This window comes from Burkholderia sp. 9120 (genome assembly GCF_000745015.1).
Classification (GTDB): Bacteria; Pseudomonadota; Gammaproteobacteria; order Burkholderiales; family Burkholderiaceae; genus Paraburkholderia.
Window position 1 is genome coordinate 4428393 of sequence record NZ_JQNA01000002.1, and the last position, 16679, is coordinate 4445071.

A 16679-nucleotide genomic window follows, 5' to 3' on the forward strand; every position below is an offset into this window, starting at 1 on the left:
CGCTCGCCCGTTTGAGGCGGTGCAGGTCACGCGTTGACCACCGCCAGCGCCTCCTCTTCGTGCGCGCTTTCAATACGCCGGCACGCGGCCAGCATTTCCCGCAATGAACTTGCGTAACACTCCGCGCCGAGGGCGCTTTGCAGATCGGCACTCCACTTGCCCGTATCCTGAGCGCCCCACAAGCCGACGACGATATGCACCTGTGGCAACCTCGCGCGAAGCCGCCTGACCAGATAGCGCAAATGCGACGGAATGCCGTCGATCTGCAGGTAGAGAAGGCAAACGGTATCGACGTCGTCCGCGTCGAGCCGCTCTATCGCGGCCCGCGACGCGGCGTCGTGCGGCAAGGTCCGCGAGACGAAACCGTGCTTGCCAAGTAGCTGCAACAGAATCGTGGCCGCGAGCGGATCGAGCGGCCCGCGTCCGGGTAGGCATAGCACGCGGTTTCGCGCTGGCTGAGAGGTGCTGCCTTCGCGTCCAGAGGGAGACTTTGCCGGCACTTCGAAGGTAGTGGCGAGCGGCTTGTCCGTTGCGACATTGCCGGTGGAAACGCCTTGCATCTTCAGTGGCTCGACTCGCCGCGCCGTGTTGCCTTGCACGCCGGCGCTCCGGTCTGCCTCAGCTTCGACGGACGCTGCGTCGGCAGCTTCCGGATCGTTCGGCGGCACGACGGGACTTATCGCGCTCCATGCCTCCTCCACCACCGGCGGCGCAGGCTCTTCGTCTTCGTAACCGTCGAGGCCATCCACCAGATCGTTGGTCGTCGATTCTATCCGCGCGAGTTGCGCCGCTGTCACGCTGCCGCGTTCCACGTCGTTGGCCGCGAGCTGCAAGCCCTTGATCGCCACCTCGTCGTAGTACGTCGACAACGAGCGGTCCCGCAACAGAATCTCGGCCTGTTCGATCGCTTCGTCCGGATCGCCCGCGAGCGCACGCTGGTAGAAATTCTCGACGGGAGTCAGCGCGGGCTGATCGCCGAGCAATACGTCGAGAAACTCCAGACGCCGCACATGACGACCCAGCACCAGCAGACACAACGTGAGCGGCGTCGACAGAATCAGCCCGATCGGCCCCCAGATCCAGCTCCAGAAAATCGCCGCGACCACCACGGAAAACGGCGAGAGTCCGGTGCTGCGTCCGTATAGCAGCGGCTCGACCACCTGCCCGACCAGCAGTTCGACGGTCGCGAACAGCGCCAGCGAGCCGATCGCCATCGCCCAGCCGGGACTCACGGCGGCAGCGAGCGCGGTGGCCAGCGTCGCCGAAATCCAGATGCCGACATACGGCACGAGCCGCAGCAACGCCGCGAGAATGCCCCACAGAATCGGACTCGGCACGCCGATCAGAAACAGCCCCGTGCCGATCACCACGCCGACGCCCGCGTTCAGTCCCAACTGCGAAACGAAATAGCGACTCAGACGCCCAGCGGCTTCATCCATCACCGTTGTCGTGCGATGCAAATCACGCGAGCCGAACAACCGGATCGCGCGGTCGCGCAAATCGTCACGTTGCAACAGGATCACGATCATCACGACGAACACGATGAACGCGGTTTCGAGCGGACTGATCGCGGGCGACAACACCCGGCGCGCCAGTTCGAACGGCGTCGGTATCGGCTCGCGCACTTCCACAGGCACGGCGGCCGGCGCGTGCGCCGTACCGGGCGACGCGCTGCCGCGCAACGGCTCCGCTGGCGGCGGTTCGCTGGTCACGCGTTGCAGCGCCTGGCCAGCCGCGCCCGCAAAACGGTCGAGCTTGCCGATCGTCAAGCTATGCACGGTTTCCATCTTGTGTTGAATGGTCGCCTGATAGCGCGGCATGCCGGCCGCCAGATCGCTCAACTGGGTGGCGATCAGCGTGCCGAGCAGGCCGATCACGGAGACCGACACCAGCACGGCGGCGAAGACGGACGCGACATGGCCCAGCCGCAGACGCGCTAGCGCATCCACCAGCGGCGCGACCAGAAAGCTGAGCAGAATCGCGAGCGTGATCGGTATCAGCACCGCGCTCGCGAAGTACAAACAGGCAACCACCGCCATGCCGACCGCCAGCGCGATCAGACTGTCGATGCCGAAGGCGGCGGGCGGCGCCTGAATCCGGGTGGCGGGCCGCGCGCCGCGTGGGTCGGGTAGGTCTTTCATTGCCGACTACTTGGCGGGCTCCTTTGCCGCTTCTTTGGCGGATTGTCGGGTGGGCGGTTCCTCCACGCCTTCATCGCCATGTCCCGCTACCGGCTTACTCTTGCCCAGCGGCGTATTCTGTTCGACCTCGGCGCGTGCCTGTTCCCAATACTCGTCAGGCGGGCCCTTCGTGCCGGTGGCTTGCTCCCACAGGTAATAGGCGCGCTCGCGAATCTGTTCCTCTTGAGAGGTTGTGTCCTGTTCCATTTGATCACCTCGGTTAGACCTGACGAAAACCGGTATCGGTTGTGCTGCGCGCCGGCCGCACAAAAACATCGGCGGCCACGCGCGCAGTTGCAGGCAATCGAGCAAGCGCTATACCCGGCTATTCAAATGCTTCGGGGTCGTGCGCTTCGTCGGTCCATTGATGCGATGTCACGCCGCGTCGGGCGTTTCGCTTTCGTCCGTGGTGAGCTGTTCTTCGAGGCGGTCGAACACGCGTTGCGTCGCGCGGCTCGGCGCTTCGAGCGCGAACAGCAGTAGCGAGCGCGCCGTCACCTGGTACGCGTCGCCCGCGCTGAACTGCGGCAACTCGGCGCGCACCGGCATATTGGTGTCCAGCAGACAGGTCCACTGATCGCCCTCGGGAATATCGGGCAGCGTGAAATTGACGACGTCGTGATGTGCGTTCAGCACCAGCATCAACGTCGCATCCGAAGCCGGCCGGCGAATCCCGCTCGCCTGCGCGCGGCCGTCGATCACGAGGCCGAAGCAGCGCATCGACGGATCGTCCCACTGTTCCTGCGACAGATCCGTGCCGTCGGGCGACAGCCAGCGCGCGTCGGTGACTTCCAGCGCCTCGTTGAATTCGCCGCTCAGAAAACGCCCACGCCGCAGTACCGGCAAACGATGCCGCAAGGTGGTCAGATTCTTGACGAACTCGGTGAGCGCGCGGCCGTCGTCGTCGATCGCCTCCCAATCGACCCAACTGATCTCGTTGTCCTGGCAATAGGCGTTGTTATTGCCTTGTTGCGTGCGACCGAATTCGTCGCCCGCGAGAATCATCGGCGTGCCTTGCGACAGCAGCAGCGTGGCCAGCAGATTGCGTTTCTGGCGCTCACGCTGCTGACGGATCTCGGCGTCGTCGGTCGGGCCTTCCTCGCCCATGTTCCACGACTTGTTGTCCGAGTGGCCGTCTTTGTTGTCCTCGCCGTTGGCCTCGTTGTGCTTGTCGTTGTACGAGACCAGATCGTTCAGCGTGAAGCCGTCGTGCGCGGCGACGAAATTCACGCTCGCCCACGGACGCCGTCCGCGATGATTGAACTTGTCGCCCGAACCGGTCAGCCGGGTGGCGAGATCGGCGACCTTGCCTTCGTCGCCCTTCCAGTATTCGCGCACGGTGTCGCGAAAGCGGTCGTTCCATTCCGCCCAGCCCGGCGGAAAGCCGCCCACCTGATAACCGCCGGGGCCGCAGTCCCATGGCTCGGCGATCAGGCGCACGCTCGATAGCACCGGGTCTTGCCGGCAGCTATCGAGAAAGCCGCCGCCTTCGTCGAAACCGTGGGTTTCACGGCCGAGAATCGTCGCCAGGTCGAAGCGGAAACCATCCACCTTCATTTCCGTCACCCAGTAGCGCAAGCTGTCGGTCACCATTTGCAGCACCCGCGGATGCGACAGGTTCAGCGTATTGCCGGTGCCGGTGTCGTTGATGTAATAGCGCGGCTCGTCGGGCATCAAACGGTAGTACGACGCGTTGTCGATGCCCTTGAACGAGATCGTCGGGCCGCGTTCGTTGCCTTCGGCGGTGTGGTTGTAGACCACGTCGAGAATGACTTCGAGATTGTTGTTGTGAATGCGGTCGACCATTTCCTTGAACTCGGCCACCGAATCCGTCGACGATGCGAAGAAACGCGGATCGGCCGCGAAAAAGCCGATCGTGTTGTAACCCCAGTAGTTGGTGAGACCTTTGTCGAGCAGATAGCTGTCGTTGACGAAGGTCTGGATCGGCATCAATTCGATCGACGTCGCGCCGAGGTTGCGAATGTAGTCGAGCACGGGCTGCTGGCCAAGGCCGGCAAAGGTGCCGCGCAAAGCCTCAGGCACGTCCGGATGACGTTTGGTAAAACCTCGCACGTGGGTTTCGTAGAAGATCACGCGCTCCCACGGCAACGCGTTGCGCTCAGGGTGGCTCCACGAGAAATTGGCGTCGACCACCTTGCACTTCGGCACGAACGGCGCGCTGTCGCGTTCATCGAACGATAGATCGCCCTCTTCCGAGCCGAGCGTATAGCCGAAGATTTCCGGCGCCCATTTGAGTTCGCCGATATGCGCCTTGGCATACGGGTCGAGCAGCAGTTTGTTCGGATTGAAACGGTGACCTTGTTCCGGTTCGTAAGGGCCATGCACGCGGTAACCGTAGATCGCGCCGGGCTTGAGTCCGGGCACGAAGACATGCCACACCTCGTCGGTATATTCGGGCAGTTCGATGCGTTCGATTTCGTCCGTGCCGGTGTCGTCGAACAGACACAGTTCGACCTTGGTGGCGTGCGCCGAGAACAGCGCAAAGTTCACACCGCTGCCATTCCATGTCGCGCCGAGTGGGAACGGCGTGCCTTCGGCAATGCGCATCGAGAAGTTGGCCTGGGATGACATAGCGTTTCCTGTGAAAGCATGGGCGCTTGCGCGCGAGTTGGGCTCGCTGATGTAGCAACTTCCAGACCTGAGAGGGTGCGAGGCACAACTGAGGCACAACTCTTGCAGCCGGCAAGGTGGAATCGGATCCATCACGCGCCGCAATGAGCGCCCACTACATCAGGGAGAAAACACATCATGCGCCGACTTCATCTCAAACCGCTTGTCGCCTCCGCGCTGCTGCTCGGCGCGCTGACAGGCTACGGCAATGCCTACGCACAAGGGGCGCCCCAGGCGATTACGGAAAAACGCACGGACGTGGTCCAACTCGCGAGTGGGTATAGGGCGTCGAAGCTGAACGGCGCTGACGTCTACAACAGGAATAAAGACACCATCGGCACGCTAGACGACCTGATCGTGTCGCCGAGCGGCGATCGCGGCACCTACGCAATCCTTTCCGTTGGCGGTTTTCTTGGCATGGGCAAGCATCTGGTGGCCGTGCCGTTCAACGATTTGCAGATCAATAACCGGCGGGTTGTGCTGCCGGATGCCACCAAGAAATCGCTTGAGGCGTTGCCGGAGTTTAAGTACGCGCCAGATTGATCGATCCGCGAGAATTGCGGTCGGGCATTATTCTTCGTGCTTGATGTTCAGGCGCAATCGGGCTGCCGCGATCGACTGATGGAGCTTGGCCTGCAGGGTTTCCCGTGGGGGCAAAACGGTCAGATACTCCGCAACGTGAATGCCGCTCTTGTCGAGTTCGAGCAATTCGATTTGTTCCTGCTTTTTTCCCGCGCAGAGAATGATGCCGAGCGGCGGCTGCTCGTCCGCCTCCTGTTCGTGTTTTGCCAGCCAGCGAAGATACAGTTCCATCTGGCTCTTGTATTCGGCCTTGAAAGCGCCGAGCTTCAGTTCGACCGCTACCAAACGCTTGAGCTTGCGGTTATAAAAGAGCAAATCGATGTAGAAGTCATCGTTGTCGATCTGCAGTCGCTTCTGGCGCGCTACAAATGTAAATCCCGCGCCCAGTTCAAGCAGAAATTGCTCCATTTCCCGCAGGATGGCGTCCTCGAGATCCCGTTCCAGGTAATGATCGTTCAGTCCAAGAAAATCAAGAATATACGGGTCTTTCAGCAACACGTCCGGCGACACGCGCTGCTCCTGCCGCAATTGCGCGAGGTCGTGTCTTACGGCCTCATCGGGCCGCCGCGAAATCGCCGTGCGCTCGAATAGCATCGAACTGATACGCTCCTGCAACTGTCGTGACGACCAACGTTCGAGCCGGCACAATTCGAGGTAAAACTCGCGTTTCAGCGGATCCTCGATGTACAGGAGCGCCTTGATGTGCGTCCAACTCAATTCTCTCCGCACCGCGGAGAGAATGTTGTCATCGGGAAAAATCTCGGCGGCCCGCAGGCAATGACGCAACTGCTGCGCACTCCAGCCGCGCCCATATTCCGCGGTGAGGGTTCGCGCAAGCGATGCAATCACCTGCTGTCCGTACTCAGCGCGCGCACCATTAAGCACCTCCGCGCGAATGCACCGTCCCACCTGCCAGTACAGCAGGGTTAGCTCTGCATTGACGGCGGCTGCGGCGCGCTCCCGCGCCGAATCGATCAGCTGTCGGACTTCGGAAAGTAGAGGGGCATGCGTAAGGGCGCTCATGCTGGATCAGTCTCGCGTGTCAGAAAAATGGCGTTATTAGCTTCCTCATGCCACGGTGACTTGATCGGAGCATTGCCACCGCGTTGTTCATGAATGAAGACCGACACGTTACCGGATCGTGACCCTACCGGCAAACCAAGCAGCAGGTGCAACGCTTGGACACGCTCCATCGCGGGGGGCGTAGCAGTTCGCTGGTGAGAAACAGGGCTTTCAACCACAAGTCGCCCTTACGGCGGCCCGGCCGCATGCAGTGCCGCCGCCGATTCCAGCACCCGCAACAGCCGTTCCGGCGTCAGCGGCTTCGCGCAATGCGCATCGAAACCGACCGCCTTCGCACGCGCCCGATCATCGCGCGACGCGAAAGCCGTACACGCCACCAGCAACATATGCGAAGTGTCCGGATGCGCGCGCAGACGCCGCGCCAGCTCCAGCCCATCCAGCCCCGGCATCTTGATGTCCAGCACGACGGCAAACGGCTGCCATTCGCACGCCATGTCGCACACGGCGTGCGGATCTTCCAGCGCGCGGCATTCGAAGCCGTCCGCGTTCAGCAGCATCTGCAAGGCCTCCGCCGCTTCACGGTAGTCGTCCACCACCAGCACGCGACGATGCGAAGCCATGGCGTACTGAATCGGCCGCCACACTACGACGTCGTCGTTGTCGTCCATTCGGTCATCGAGCCTCACCCTGTTCTCCTTATTCTTCCGGCGCCCTGTGCGCGCAACCCGCGGCGTATTCGCAAGATTCGCTCCCGCGATCCGGCAAACTGCGTCTCTCATCGGATGAACTCGCAGACGCGGGTCACGTCGATAGCATGCAGTCAACTGGGGGCGCGTCAATAAAAGACAGCGGGTTTTCCAGGGTTTCCGCTCTGAGGGTTATCCCGTTCGATCGTCGATAAATCCTTTGAGCATAACGAGCGTGTCGGCGTCGTCGATGGTTTTGTCGGTACGCCAGCGCAGCATGCGTGGAAAACGGACCGCCACACCCGATTTATGGCGCGGGCTCGCCTGAATGCCTTCGAAGCCGATTTCAAACACCAGGGTGGGCGTAACGCTGCGCACGGGGCCGAATTTTTCGATCGTGGTCTTGCGCACGATCGCGTCGACCTGGCGCATCTCGTCGTCGGTGAGACCCGAATAGGCCTTCGCGAACGGCACGAGCGTACGCACGCCGTTCGCTTCGTCCCAGACCGCGAACGTGAAGTCCGTGTAGAGACTCGCGCGGCGGCCGTGACCGCGTTGCGCGTAGAGCAGCACGGCGTCTACCGCGTAGGGATCAATCTTCCACTTCCACCAGGTGCCCGATGCTTTGGTGCGGCCTACGCCATACATCGAGTCGCGCTCTTTCAGCATCAGACCTTCCACGCCACGCGCGCGGCTTTCCTCGCGCAGTGTGGCGAGCGTCTGCCAGTCCGGCGCGTCGATCGACGGCGAGACGCGCAGCAGATCGCGCGCCAGCGTGCCGTCTATCGACACGGCCAACGCGTCGAGTTGTGCGCGCCGTTGCGCAAGCGGCGTGGTGCGCAGATCCTTGCCTTGCGCTTCGAGCAGGTCGTAGGCGAGCAAGGTGGCGGGCGAATCGGCGAGAATCTTTTTCGTTAGCGTTTTCCGCGCAATACGCGGTTGCAGCCGCGCGAACGGCAAAGGCGCACTCGCGCCCGGCTGCCATGCGAGGATTTCGCCGTCGATCACGTAGCCGTCCGGCAACGCGTCGCCGAGCGCCGCGACTTCGGGAAAGCGGTCCGTGATCAACTCTTCGCCGCGCGACCACAGCCAGACGCGCCCATCGCGTTTGACCAACTGTGCGCGTATGCCGTCCCACTTCCATTCGATCTGCCAGAGCGACGGCCCGCCGAGCGTCGCCGGATCGGCCTGCAACGGATGGGCGAGAAAGAACGGATACGGCAGGCCGAGATCGCTGTCGTGCCTGAACTCGCCGTGCTGCGCGTCGCCGTCTTCGTCCGTGGCTTGTGGCGCGATCAGACGCAGATAGCGCGCGGCGTCGGGCTTCTGCTGCGAGTCGGTCCAACCGACCATGCGTTGCGCGATCCGCTTAGGGTCGACGCCCGCGACTTCCGCTAACGCCCTCACCACCAGTTGCCGCGCCACGCCGACCCGAAAGCCGCCGCCGATCAGTTTGGTCAGCAGAAAACGGCCGCTCCAGTCGAGTTCGTCCCAATAGCTGAGCAAACGCGTGCGCAGTTCGTCGGGCGCGATGCCGCGCAGCGGCAGCACGCGTTGCTCGATCCATTGCGTGAGCCCGAGTTCGGAACTGCGTTGCGCGGGCGGCAAGATATGCGCGATGGTCTCGGCCAGATCGCCGACCGCGTGATACGACTCTTCGAATAGCCACGGCGGCAGGCCGGCCCGTTCGCGCGCGATCTCGCTCAACTGACGGGTGGGCACCGATTGACGTGGCTTGCCGCCGGCCAGGAAGTACGATGCCCACGCGGCGTCTTCCGGCGCGGCCACGGAGAAATAGGCGGTCAGCGCTTCGAGTTTGTCGTGCGTGGAGGTGCTGGCGTCGAGCGCGGTGTAGAGGGCGGCGAAGCGGTTCATGGGGTGTTTGCGCCAGTGATTGAATCGCCGCGCGCTTCGGGCTGGTCGATGCGTTGGATGCGCTCGTCAGCCTGCTCGGCCGATGCATGACGCTCCGCATCGCTGTCCTGCGCGGACGCCGTTTCATCCGCGACCGCCGCATCCGCTTCGACCGTGTCGTCGCCGTATTGCGTTTCAAACGCGCCGGCTTCAAGTCCTTGCTCGCGCAACCAGCGCACCATCGGCTCAACCGAACCATGCGTGACGATCACGCGACCGGCCTCCGTTGCCTGAATCGCGCTTTGCAAGCTGGGCCAGTCGGCGTGATCCGACAGCACGAAACCGCGATCGACGCCGCGTCTGCGCCGCGCGCCACGCAGGCGCATCCAGCCCGACGCAAACGCGTCGCTATAGTCGCCGAAGCGCTTGAGCCACGCGCTGCCTTGCGCGGACGGCGGCGCCACGATCAACGCCTGGCGGAACATCGCCTTGTCCTTACGCTCGATTTCGCTGACCAGCCTGACCGGCGGCAACGGCACACCGGCGTCGCGATACGCGCGATTGAGCGGTTCGACGGCGCCATGACAGAAGATCGGGCCGATGCCCGCGTCGACGCTGGCCAGCACGCGCTGCGCCTTGCCGAACGAATAGCAGAACAGCACCGACGCACGTCCTTCGGAGGCATTGTGGCGCCACCATGAATCGATACCGTCGAACACGCTTTGCGGCGCGTCCCATCGGTAAATCGGCAAGCCGAAAGTCGATTCGGTGATGAAGGTATCGCAGCGCACGGGTTCGAACGCGTCGCAGGTGGGGTCGGGGTCGAGCTTGTAGTCGCCCGAGGCGACCCATACGCGGCCGGCGTGTTCGATCCGCACTTGCGCGGAACCCAGCACATGTCCGGCGGGATGCAACGACACGACCGTGCCGCCGATCGCGAGACGCTCGCCGTAAGCGAGCGTTTGCAGCGTAATGCCGGGCAAGCGCGACAGCAGCACGTTCGCCCCAGGTTGCGCCGCAAGATAATGCCGATGGCCGAAGCGTGCGTGGTCGGAATGCGCGTGGGTGATCACCGCGCGCTCGACCGGCCGCCACGGGTCGATGTAGAAGTCGCCCGCCGCGCAATACAAACCTTCGGGGCGCGCGACGACGAGGTCTTGACTGTCGTCGTGCGTGCGGTCCTGCTTCACAGGCTGCTTCTCGTCCTGCTTCTCATGCTGATTGTCAGACGCGGTATTCAATGGCGGCTCCGTTGCGGTGGCCCCCTCGGCCGGTTGCGAAAATCCTGCCCGTTGCCGACCGGTAAGCCTTGCTGCGCAGCGGCAAGCAAACTGTATTCCTGACACGCGCGCGGCACGCGCCGCAACGGCGTATCGCGCAAGCGAACCGCCGCCAGCCCGCTATCCACGCTCAGTCGAACCACCCAGCCACAGTATGGCTGCGTTCTTGCTTCTGTTCACGCAATAGAGTTCAGCACGTGGGCAAGGGCGGCCTTCCCGTCACCGTCCGCCACGTGCGCCGCGAGGCCCCATGCAAACGCTCATCGACGAACACGCGTTATATGTCGCGAAACATCCCGGTAGCTTCGTGCTGCAAACGCTGAAGGCGTTCCGCGCGAATCAGGGCCTGCTGCTCGCGGGTGCGGTGGCGTATTACGCGTTGCTGTCCATCGTGCCGTTGCTGATCCTGATCGTGATCGTGCTGTCGCGGATGGTCCCGCAGCATGTGCTGCTGACCGCGCTCGGGCATCTGCTGCAATGGCTCGTGCCGGGGCAATCGAGTGCGCTGGTGCGCGAGCTCGCGAATTTTCTGGCGCACCGCGCGGTGATCGGCTGGGTGCTGCTGGTGACGATGATCTTCTTCAGTTCGCTCGCGTTCACCGTGCTGGAAAACGCGATGTCGTTGATCTTCGTGCATCGCGTGGTGGCCAGGCGGCGGCACTTTTTGCTGTCGGCATTGCTGCCGTATTGCTACATTCTGTTTCTCGGCGTCGGCCTGCTGATCGTCACGTTCGTGTCGAGCGGGTTGGAAGCGATCGGCGCCGAAGGTGTCGATCTGTTCGGCCTGCATGTGTCGCTGCAAGGGCTCTCGCGAGTGGTGTTGTATCTGCTCGGCCTGGCCGGTGAAATCTTCGTGCTGACGTCGATCTATCTGGTCATGCCGGTCGGCAAGCCGTCGCTCAAACACGCGCTGTTCGGCGGCGTGGTCGCGGCCGTGCTGTGGGAAATCACCCGCCATGTGCTGGTCTGGTATTTCGCCACGCTCTCGCAGGTCAGCGTGGTGTACGGCTCCTTGACCATGGCCATCGTGATCCTGTTCAGTCTGGAATGGCTCGCGACGCTGCTGCTATTCGGCGCCCAGGTGATCTCCCAATACGAACGCTTCGGACTCGAACCGGCCGGCGCCCCGTTGCCCAAAATTAAAACCGGCTGAAGGCGTTTCATGACGAACTACCTGGCGTCGTCAATGCGTATCGCATGACCGGCGCCGGCTGTCTGGCGCGCACACTTCCCGAGCGGGTTAGTCCAGTCGCGATTTGCCACGAGACTGCGGTAACATCCCTCGATGCCAGCGGGCCTGGCGCAATCGCCGCTTCATGCCCAGCAGGCCTCAGGACACGACGATGAGCATCGCGCAGCGCAACGACTTACCAACTACCGCCAGCGGCAAACGAATCACGACGCCGGCCATCCACGCCTCGATCGGGCCACGGGTCCCATAACGCAATGTCAAGCACGGACCGCCCGCAGCCTTCCGCCGACGCACTATTCGAGCACGCCGCCTGCGGCTTGCTGCTGACCGATCACCGCGGCCGCCTCCTGCGCGTCAACGCGAGCTTCTGCGATTGGCTCGGTTATGACGCCGCCGAACTCATCGACCTGAAGCACCTGCAGGATCTGCTGAGCGCCGGCGGCAAGGTGTTCTATCAGACGCACTGGGCGCCGCTGCTGCAAACGCAGGGCTCGGTGAGCGAGATCAAACTGAACATGGTGCACCGCGATGGCCACATGGTGCCGATGCTGCTCAACGCAGCATGCCGCCGTCACGGCGAAGCCGACTTCATCGAGATCGCGGTGCTGATCGTCGAGGACCGTCATAAGTACGAGCAGGAATTGTTGCTTGCACGACGTAACGCGGAGGCTTCGGTGGCCGCGCATCAGCGCGCGCAACAGGAGTTGCAGGAAAGCCGCGACGTGCTGAGTCTGGCGATGCGCGGCGCGCGCATGGGCGCGTGGTCGCACGAGCCCAAGTCCGGCAAGTTCTGGTGGAGCCGCGAACTGGAAGCGCTCGCGGGCTACGCCGAAGGACGCTTCGCGAAGATGCCCGGCGGCTTCTTCGAACTGATCCATCCGCGCGACCTGATCGCGCTCAACGAGGCAGTGGAACGTGCGCTCGCGAGCGGCGACGATTACGTGGTGGAATTCCGCTTTCTGCATGCGAGCGGCGACTGGTGCTGGATGGAAGGCCGCGGCCGCTCAACCTATGACCGCCAGGGCGAGCCGCTGACCGTCTACGGCCTCGGCACCGACATCACCGAGCGCAAGGAAGCGCAGACCGTGCTGCTGCGCCAGGCGGCGATTTTCGAGCACCTGAGCGACGCGATCGTGATCACCGATCTGCGCGGCAATATCACCGACTTCAACGTCGGCGGCGAACGCATGCTGGGTTATCGGCGACGCGAAATTCTCGGCAAACCCATTACGATGTTCCACCCGCAACAAGACGCGTTGCGGGTTCGCCGCGAAGCGCTCGCCGCGCTCGCCGCCGACGGCACCTGGCGCGGTGAATTGCCGTTCGTGCGGCGCGACAGTTCGCGCGGCGTGTGCGACACCGTCGTCAAACCGCTGGCGAACGCGCGCGGCGACATCTACGGCGCGGTTTGCGTGAGCCGCGACATTACCGAGCGACGGCGCGCCGAGCAGCAATTGCAGCGCTTGAATCTCGAACTCTCGAAGGCCGATCGTCGCAAGGACGAATTTCTGGCCACGCTCGCGCACGAGTTGCGCAATCCGCTCGCGCCGATGCGTAACGTGCTCGAGATTTTGCGGCTCAAGGAGTTTGCCGATCCGCAACTGAACTGGTCGCGCGACGTGTTCGACCGTCAGTTGCAGCATATGACGCATCTGGTGGACGATCTGCTCGAAGTTTCGCGCATCACCCAGGGCAAACTGGAGTTGCGCAAGCAGCGCCTCGAACTCGCCCGCTCGATGCAGTCGGCCATGGAAGCGGCGCGGCCCACGGTGCAGGCGTCATCGCATCATCTGAGCGTGACGCTGCCGCGCGAGCCGCTTTATCTCGACGCGGACCCGACGCGCCTGTCGCAAATGATCCTCAATCTGCTGAACAACGCCGCCAAGTACACGCCGCCGGGCGGCCGCATTTCACTCGCGGCAGAGCGCGAAGGCGACGAGGCGGTGATCGTGGTACGCGACTCCGGCATTGGTATTCCGCGCGAGCATCTGAACAGCGTGTTCGAAATGTTCTCGCAGTTGGCGCCCGCACTCGACCGCTCGCAAGGCGGCCTCGGCATCGGTCTCGCGCTGGTGCGCGGGCTCGCGGAACTGCACGGCGGCACGGTCGCGGCCTTCAGCGACGGCGCCGGCACCGGCAGCGAGTTCATGATCCGCCTGCCGCTATCGCGCGCGGCGTCCGCACCGGCGGACCATGCGACGCCCGAACCCGCGCACGCGGCCGGCCTGCGGGTCGTGATCGTCGACGACAACGCGGATGCCGCCGACAGTCTCGCGATGGTGCTCGAACTCGAAGGCCACGAAGTGCGCACGGCCGGCGACGGTCTCGCGGGGCTCGCGTTGATCGGCGAATTCGCGCCGCACGCCGTGATTCTCGATATCGGATTGCCACGGCTCAACGGCTACGAGGTCGCGCGACGGGTTCGTCATGAATATGGCGACGCGAGCATTCTGCTGATCGCGGTAACGGGCTGGGGTCAGCAGCAGGATAAGCAGACCGCCGTGGAAGCGGGCTTCGATCATCACTTCACGAAACCGGTCGATCCGCGCGAGTTGCAGCAGGTGTTGGGGCGGCAGCGGGTTTGAGGCTGGGTTTGAGCCCTGCGGGCAGCCCTTGCTAAACTAACGCGCTCGTTTCTCGCCGGTTATCCATGTTCAACGATTTCACCATCACCGTGATCATCCACGCCCCTTCATCCTGCGGGACGCTTGCGCATGCTTGATCCGGCTCAGGTCACCCGCAGCCTCGCCGCGCGCGGCATCGAGCCCGACGCCAGCCAGCGCGACGCGATCGCGGCGCTCGTCGCGCTGCTGCATTCGGAAGCCCGGCGCGAGAACGTCGACGCTACGTCTGCGCGCCAGGGCGTCTATTGCCACGGTCTGCCGGGCCGCGGCAAAAGCCTGGTAGTCGACACCGTGTTCGAACTGGCCACGTGCAGCAAACGACGTTTGCACTTCCACGAATTTCTGCGCGAGATGAACCGGCGGCTCGTCAGCGAACCTCGTGGTGACGACCGGCCTGGTTCGGTCTCGCGGCAGTGGCTCGATGGCATCGACCTGCTGTGCTTCGACGAATTCCATGTGCACGATATCGCCGATGCGTTCCTGATGGCCCGTTTCCTCGATACCGCGATCAGCCTCGGCACGCGCATCGTGCTGACCTCGAACTACGCGCCGGATGCGCTGCTGTCCGACCCCGAGTTTCACGAGCGTTTTCTGCCGACCATCGAGCAGATCGAACGCTGCTTCACGGTGATCCATTTCGACGGCGCGCGCGACTATCGTTTCGGTGGCGAAGAAGCCGACGCGCCGCGTTTCTTCGCGCCGCTCGACCCGTCGAATCACGACGCGCTTCGGCAGATTTTCGTGCGTCATGAAGGCGACGATGCGAGCCTCGAACCGGTCACGCTGAGTGCGGCGGGCCGGCCGCTTACCGCCCGTGCGGCGGGCACGGCGTTGCTGTGGGCGGACTTCGACAGCTTGTGCGTGGCGAGCCGTTCGCACCTCGACTACCTCGATCTCGCCGGGCAGTGGCATGGGCTGATTCTCGACAACCTGCACACCGACTGGCTCACGAAATCGCATACGTTGCAGCGGCTGGTGTGGCTCGTCGATATTTTCTATGACCGCAAGCGGTCGCTGTTTATCGCGTCCGATCAGCCGATCGAAGCGGCACTTGCAGGGTTGGAAGGCGCACACGATCTGTCGAGAACGCTGAGTCGGCTCGCGGAAATGCAATCGCGCGGATATCGCAGCACGCTTGAAGATGTGGCCGATGGGGCTGGGCAAACAGCGGTCGAAACCTGATTCGCGCCAAGCCTTAAGACGCGAGCGGTCGGCTTCGCTCTGGCGCGAGGCGCAAGCGCAAGCGGCAGCGCTAAACGCGAGCAGTCAGCAAGGCAACCTCGCGCATCTCCTGCGCGCATTCCTGCAAATCTTGCAATGCAACGGCAAACCCTGCGCGACAGCACAGCGCGCGTTAGCCCGCGCAAACTCCCTATTCATAAGCTGAAACGACGACTCAACCACGCCCACCCCAGGCGCGGGAATGCGCCCTGCTAACGCCGTTGCGGGCTCATTCTTCAGCGGATTACGCTCCGCCTCCTTCGTTGCCATGATCAGAACCGCTTCTGTCGCCGCAGCACTTTGCGCGGCCTGCCTCACATCGGCTTGCGTCCATATCGGCCCGTCCCGTCTCAAAGCCGACCAGGTCGACTACGCCCGCGCGCTAGGCGACGCCAAAAAACGCGAGATTCTCGCCGCCGTGGTCGGCCTGCGTTATGGCGATGCGCCGGCCTTCCTGACCGTCAGCAGCATCATCGCCGCCTACACGTTCGACGCCACCGGCGGCGCCACCGCCAACGCCGGTTCCGGCAGCCAGCCGAGTTACGCGCTCGCCACCGGCAGCGTGTCCTATTCGAATCACCCCACCTTCACGTTCGCGCCGACGACCGGCGAGGCATTCGCGTCCGCGTATATCCGGCCGCTCGCGCCATCGCTCGTATTGCCGCTTGCCGAGGGCGGCATTCCGATCGATCTGTTGCTACGTATCACCGCGCAATCGGTCGGCGGTTTGCAGAACGGCAACGCGCTCGGCGGCGAAAACAGCGCGGGCGCGCCGGGCTTCTTCGAACTGCTGCAAGCGCTGCGTCGTCTGCAGCTCGCGGGCGAACTGAATGTCGAGTCGCGCCAGGCCGACGCGAAGAGCGGCCAGATGGGCGTGTATCTGGTGATGGGCGCGGCCACCAGCGGCGAATCGCCGCAAACCGGCGCGGATCTCGCGCGGGTGCGCAAGCTGCTGCATTTGTCCTCAACCACGCGCACGTATGAGATCGTCTACGGACCGTCGTCGTCATCGAAAAAGGGCGACAGTATCCCGATGGTCACGCGCTCGGTGCTCGGCATTCTGAGCGATCTCGGCGCGCAGGTTCAAGTGCCCGTCGCGCGTATCGACGATGGGTCGACCAAGCCGACCGTGGGTCTGATCGGCGGCGAGACGCGACCGACGATCATCGTCCATTCCGGCAAGACGCCCCCCGATAACGTGTATGTGATGATTTCTTATGGCCCATCCTCGTATTGGGTGGACCGCAACGACTTCGATTCAAAATACGCGTTCACCGTCGTGCAAAATCTGATGGCGCTGGCGGAGGCCGATACGAGCAGCAAGGCCCCGGTGGTGACGATTCCGGCGAATTGATTGGAGCGTTCGTTGAAACTGAGGTTATCGGCGTGACATAAAAAAACCGGCG

The 16679-nt window shown here is 63.3% G+C and carries 12 protein-coding genes; 5 read left to right on the forward strand and 7 right to left on the reverse strand.

Translation table 11 applies throughout. The features are described 5' to 3' along the window. Positions 1-26: 26 nt before the first annotated feature. The 3 genes from FA94_RS27890 to glgX form a co-directional block, all read right to left on the reverse strand. Positions 27-2141 (reverse strand): AI-2E family transporter, encoded by a 2115-nt coding sequence (locus FA94_RS27890; RefSeq protein WP_035557350.1) that lies wholly within the window; start codon positions 2139-2141, stop codon positions 27-29. A gap of 6 nt (positions 2142-2147) precedes the next feature. Continuing rightward, positions 2148-2387, reverse strand: coding sequence for a DUF2934 domain-containing protein (locus tag FA94_RS27895; protein ID WP_035557353.1), 240 nt, complete (start codon positions 2385-2387; stop codon positions 2148-2150). Between the two features lie 168 nt (positions 2388-2555). After that, positions 2556-4772, reverse strand: coding sequence for a glycogen debranching protein GlgX (gene glgX / locus FA94_RS27900; protein ID WP_035557356.1), 2217 nt, complete (start codon positions 4770-4772; stop codon positions 2556-2558). Positions 4773-4949: 177 nt separating this feature from the next. On the opposite strand from glgX, the gene FA94_RS27905 reads away from it, so the two are divergent. Continuing rightward, the gene (locus tag FA94_RS27905; RefSeq protein ID WP_197070251.1) at positions 4950-5354 is read left to right on the forward strand and encodes a PRC-barrel domain-containing protein; all 405 of its coding nucleotides are present in this window, start codon (positions 4950-4952) and stop codon (positions 5352-5354) included. 27 nt (positions 5355-5381) lie between these two features. Here FA94_RS27905 and FA94_RS27910 read toward each other — a convergent pair whose 3' ends face one another. The 4 genes from FA94_RS27910 to FA94_RS27925 all read right to left on the reverse strand — a co-directional run bounded on the left by FA94_RS27910 (position 5382) and on the right by FA94_RS27925 (position 10146). Continuing rightward, on the reverse strand, positions 5382-6416 hold the full coding sequence (locus FA94_RS27910) for a PDDEXK nuclease domain-containing protein (RefSeq protein WP_035557360.1): 1035 nt from the start codon (positions 6414-6416) through the stop codon (positions 5382-5384). Between the two features lie 227 nt (positions 6417-6643). Then, positions 6644-7084 carry a response regulator gene (locus FA94_RS27915; RefSeq protein ID WP_035557362.1) on the reverse strand — a complete coding sequence of 147 codons (441 nt, stop codon included), beginning with the start codon at positions 7082-7084 and terminating at the stop codon, positions 6644-6646. 210 nt (positions 7085-7294) lie between these two features. Then, positions 7295-8977, reverse strand: coding sequence for an ATP-dependent DNA ligase (locus FA94_RS27920; RefSeq protein ID WP_035557364.1), 1683 nt, complete (start codon positions 8975-8977; stop codon positions 7295-7297). Further along, positions 8974-10146, reverse strand: a complete 1173-nt coding sequence (locus tag FA94_RS27925; protein WP_231585149.1) for a ligase-associated DNA damage response exonuclease — start codon at positions 10144-10146, stop codon at positions 8974-8976. Before FA94_RS27925 ends, FA94_RS27920 begins: the two co-directional genes overlap by 4 nt. Positions 10147-10486: 340 nt before the next feature. Here FA94_RS27925 and FA94_RS27930 point away from each other — a divergent pair, with 340 nt between their 5' ends. From FA94_RS27930 to FA94_RS27945, 4 genes are all read left to right on the forward strand, one after another. Beyond that, a complete protein-coding gene (locus FA94_RS27930) occupies positions 10487-11389 on the forward strand; it encodes a YihY/virulence factor BrkB family protein (protein ID WP_035557367.1) in 903 nt (300 codons plus the stop codon). A gap of 293 nt (positions 11390-11682) precedes the next feature. Beyond that, positions 11683-14013 (forward strand): hybrid sensor histidine kinase/response regulator, encoded by a 2331-nt coding sequence (locus FA94_RS27935; protein WP_035557370.1) that lies wholly within the window; start codon positions 11683-11685, stop codon positions 14011-14013. Between the two features lie 129 nt (positions 14014-14142). After that, positions 14143-15234, forward strand: coding sequence for a cell division protein ZapE (zapE, locus tag FA94_RS27940; protein ID WP_035557373.1), 1092 nt, complete (start codon positions 14143-14145; stop codon positions 15232-15234). A 307-nt stretch (positions 15235-15541) separates the two neighbouring features. After that, on the forward strand, positions 15542-16627 hold the full coding sequence (locus FA94_RS27945; RefSeq protein WP_035557377.1) for a hypothetical protein: 1086 nt from the start codon (positions 15542-15544) through the stop codon (positions 16625-16627). Positions 16628-16679 lie beyond the last annotated feature (52 nt).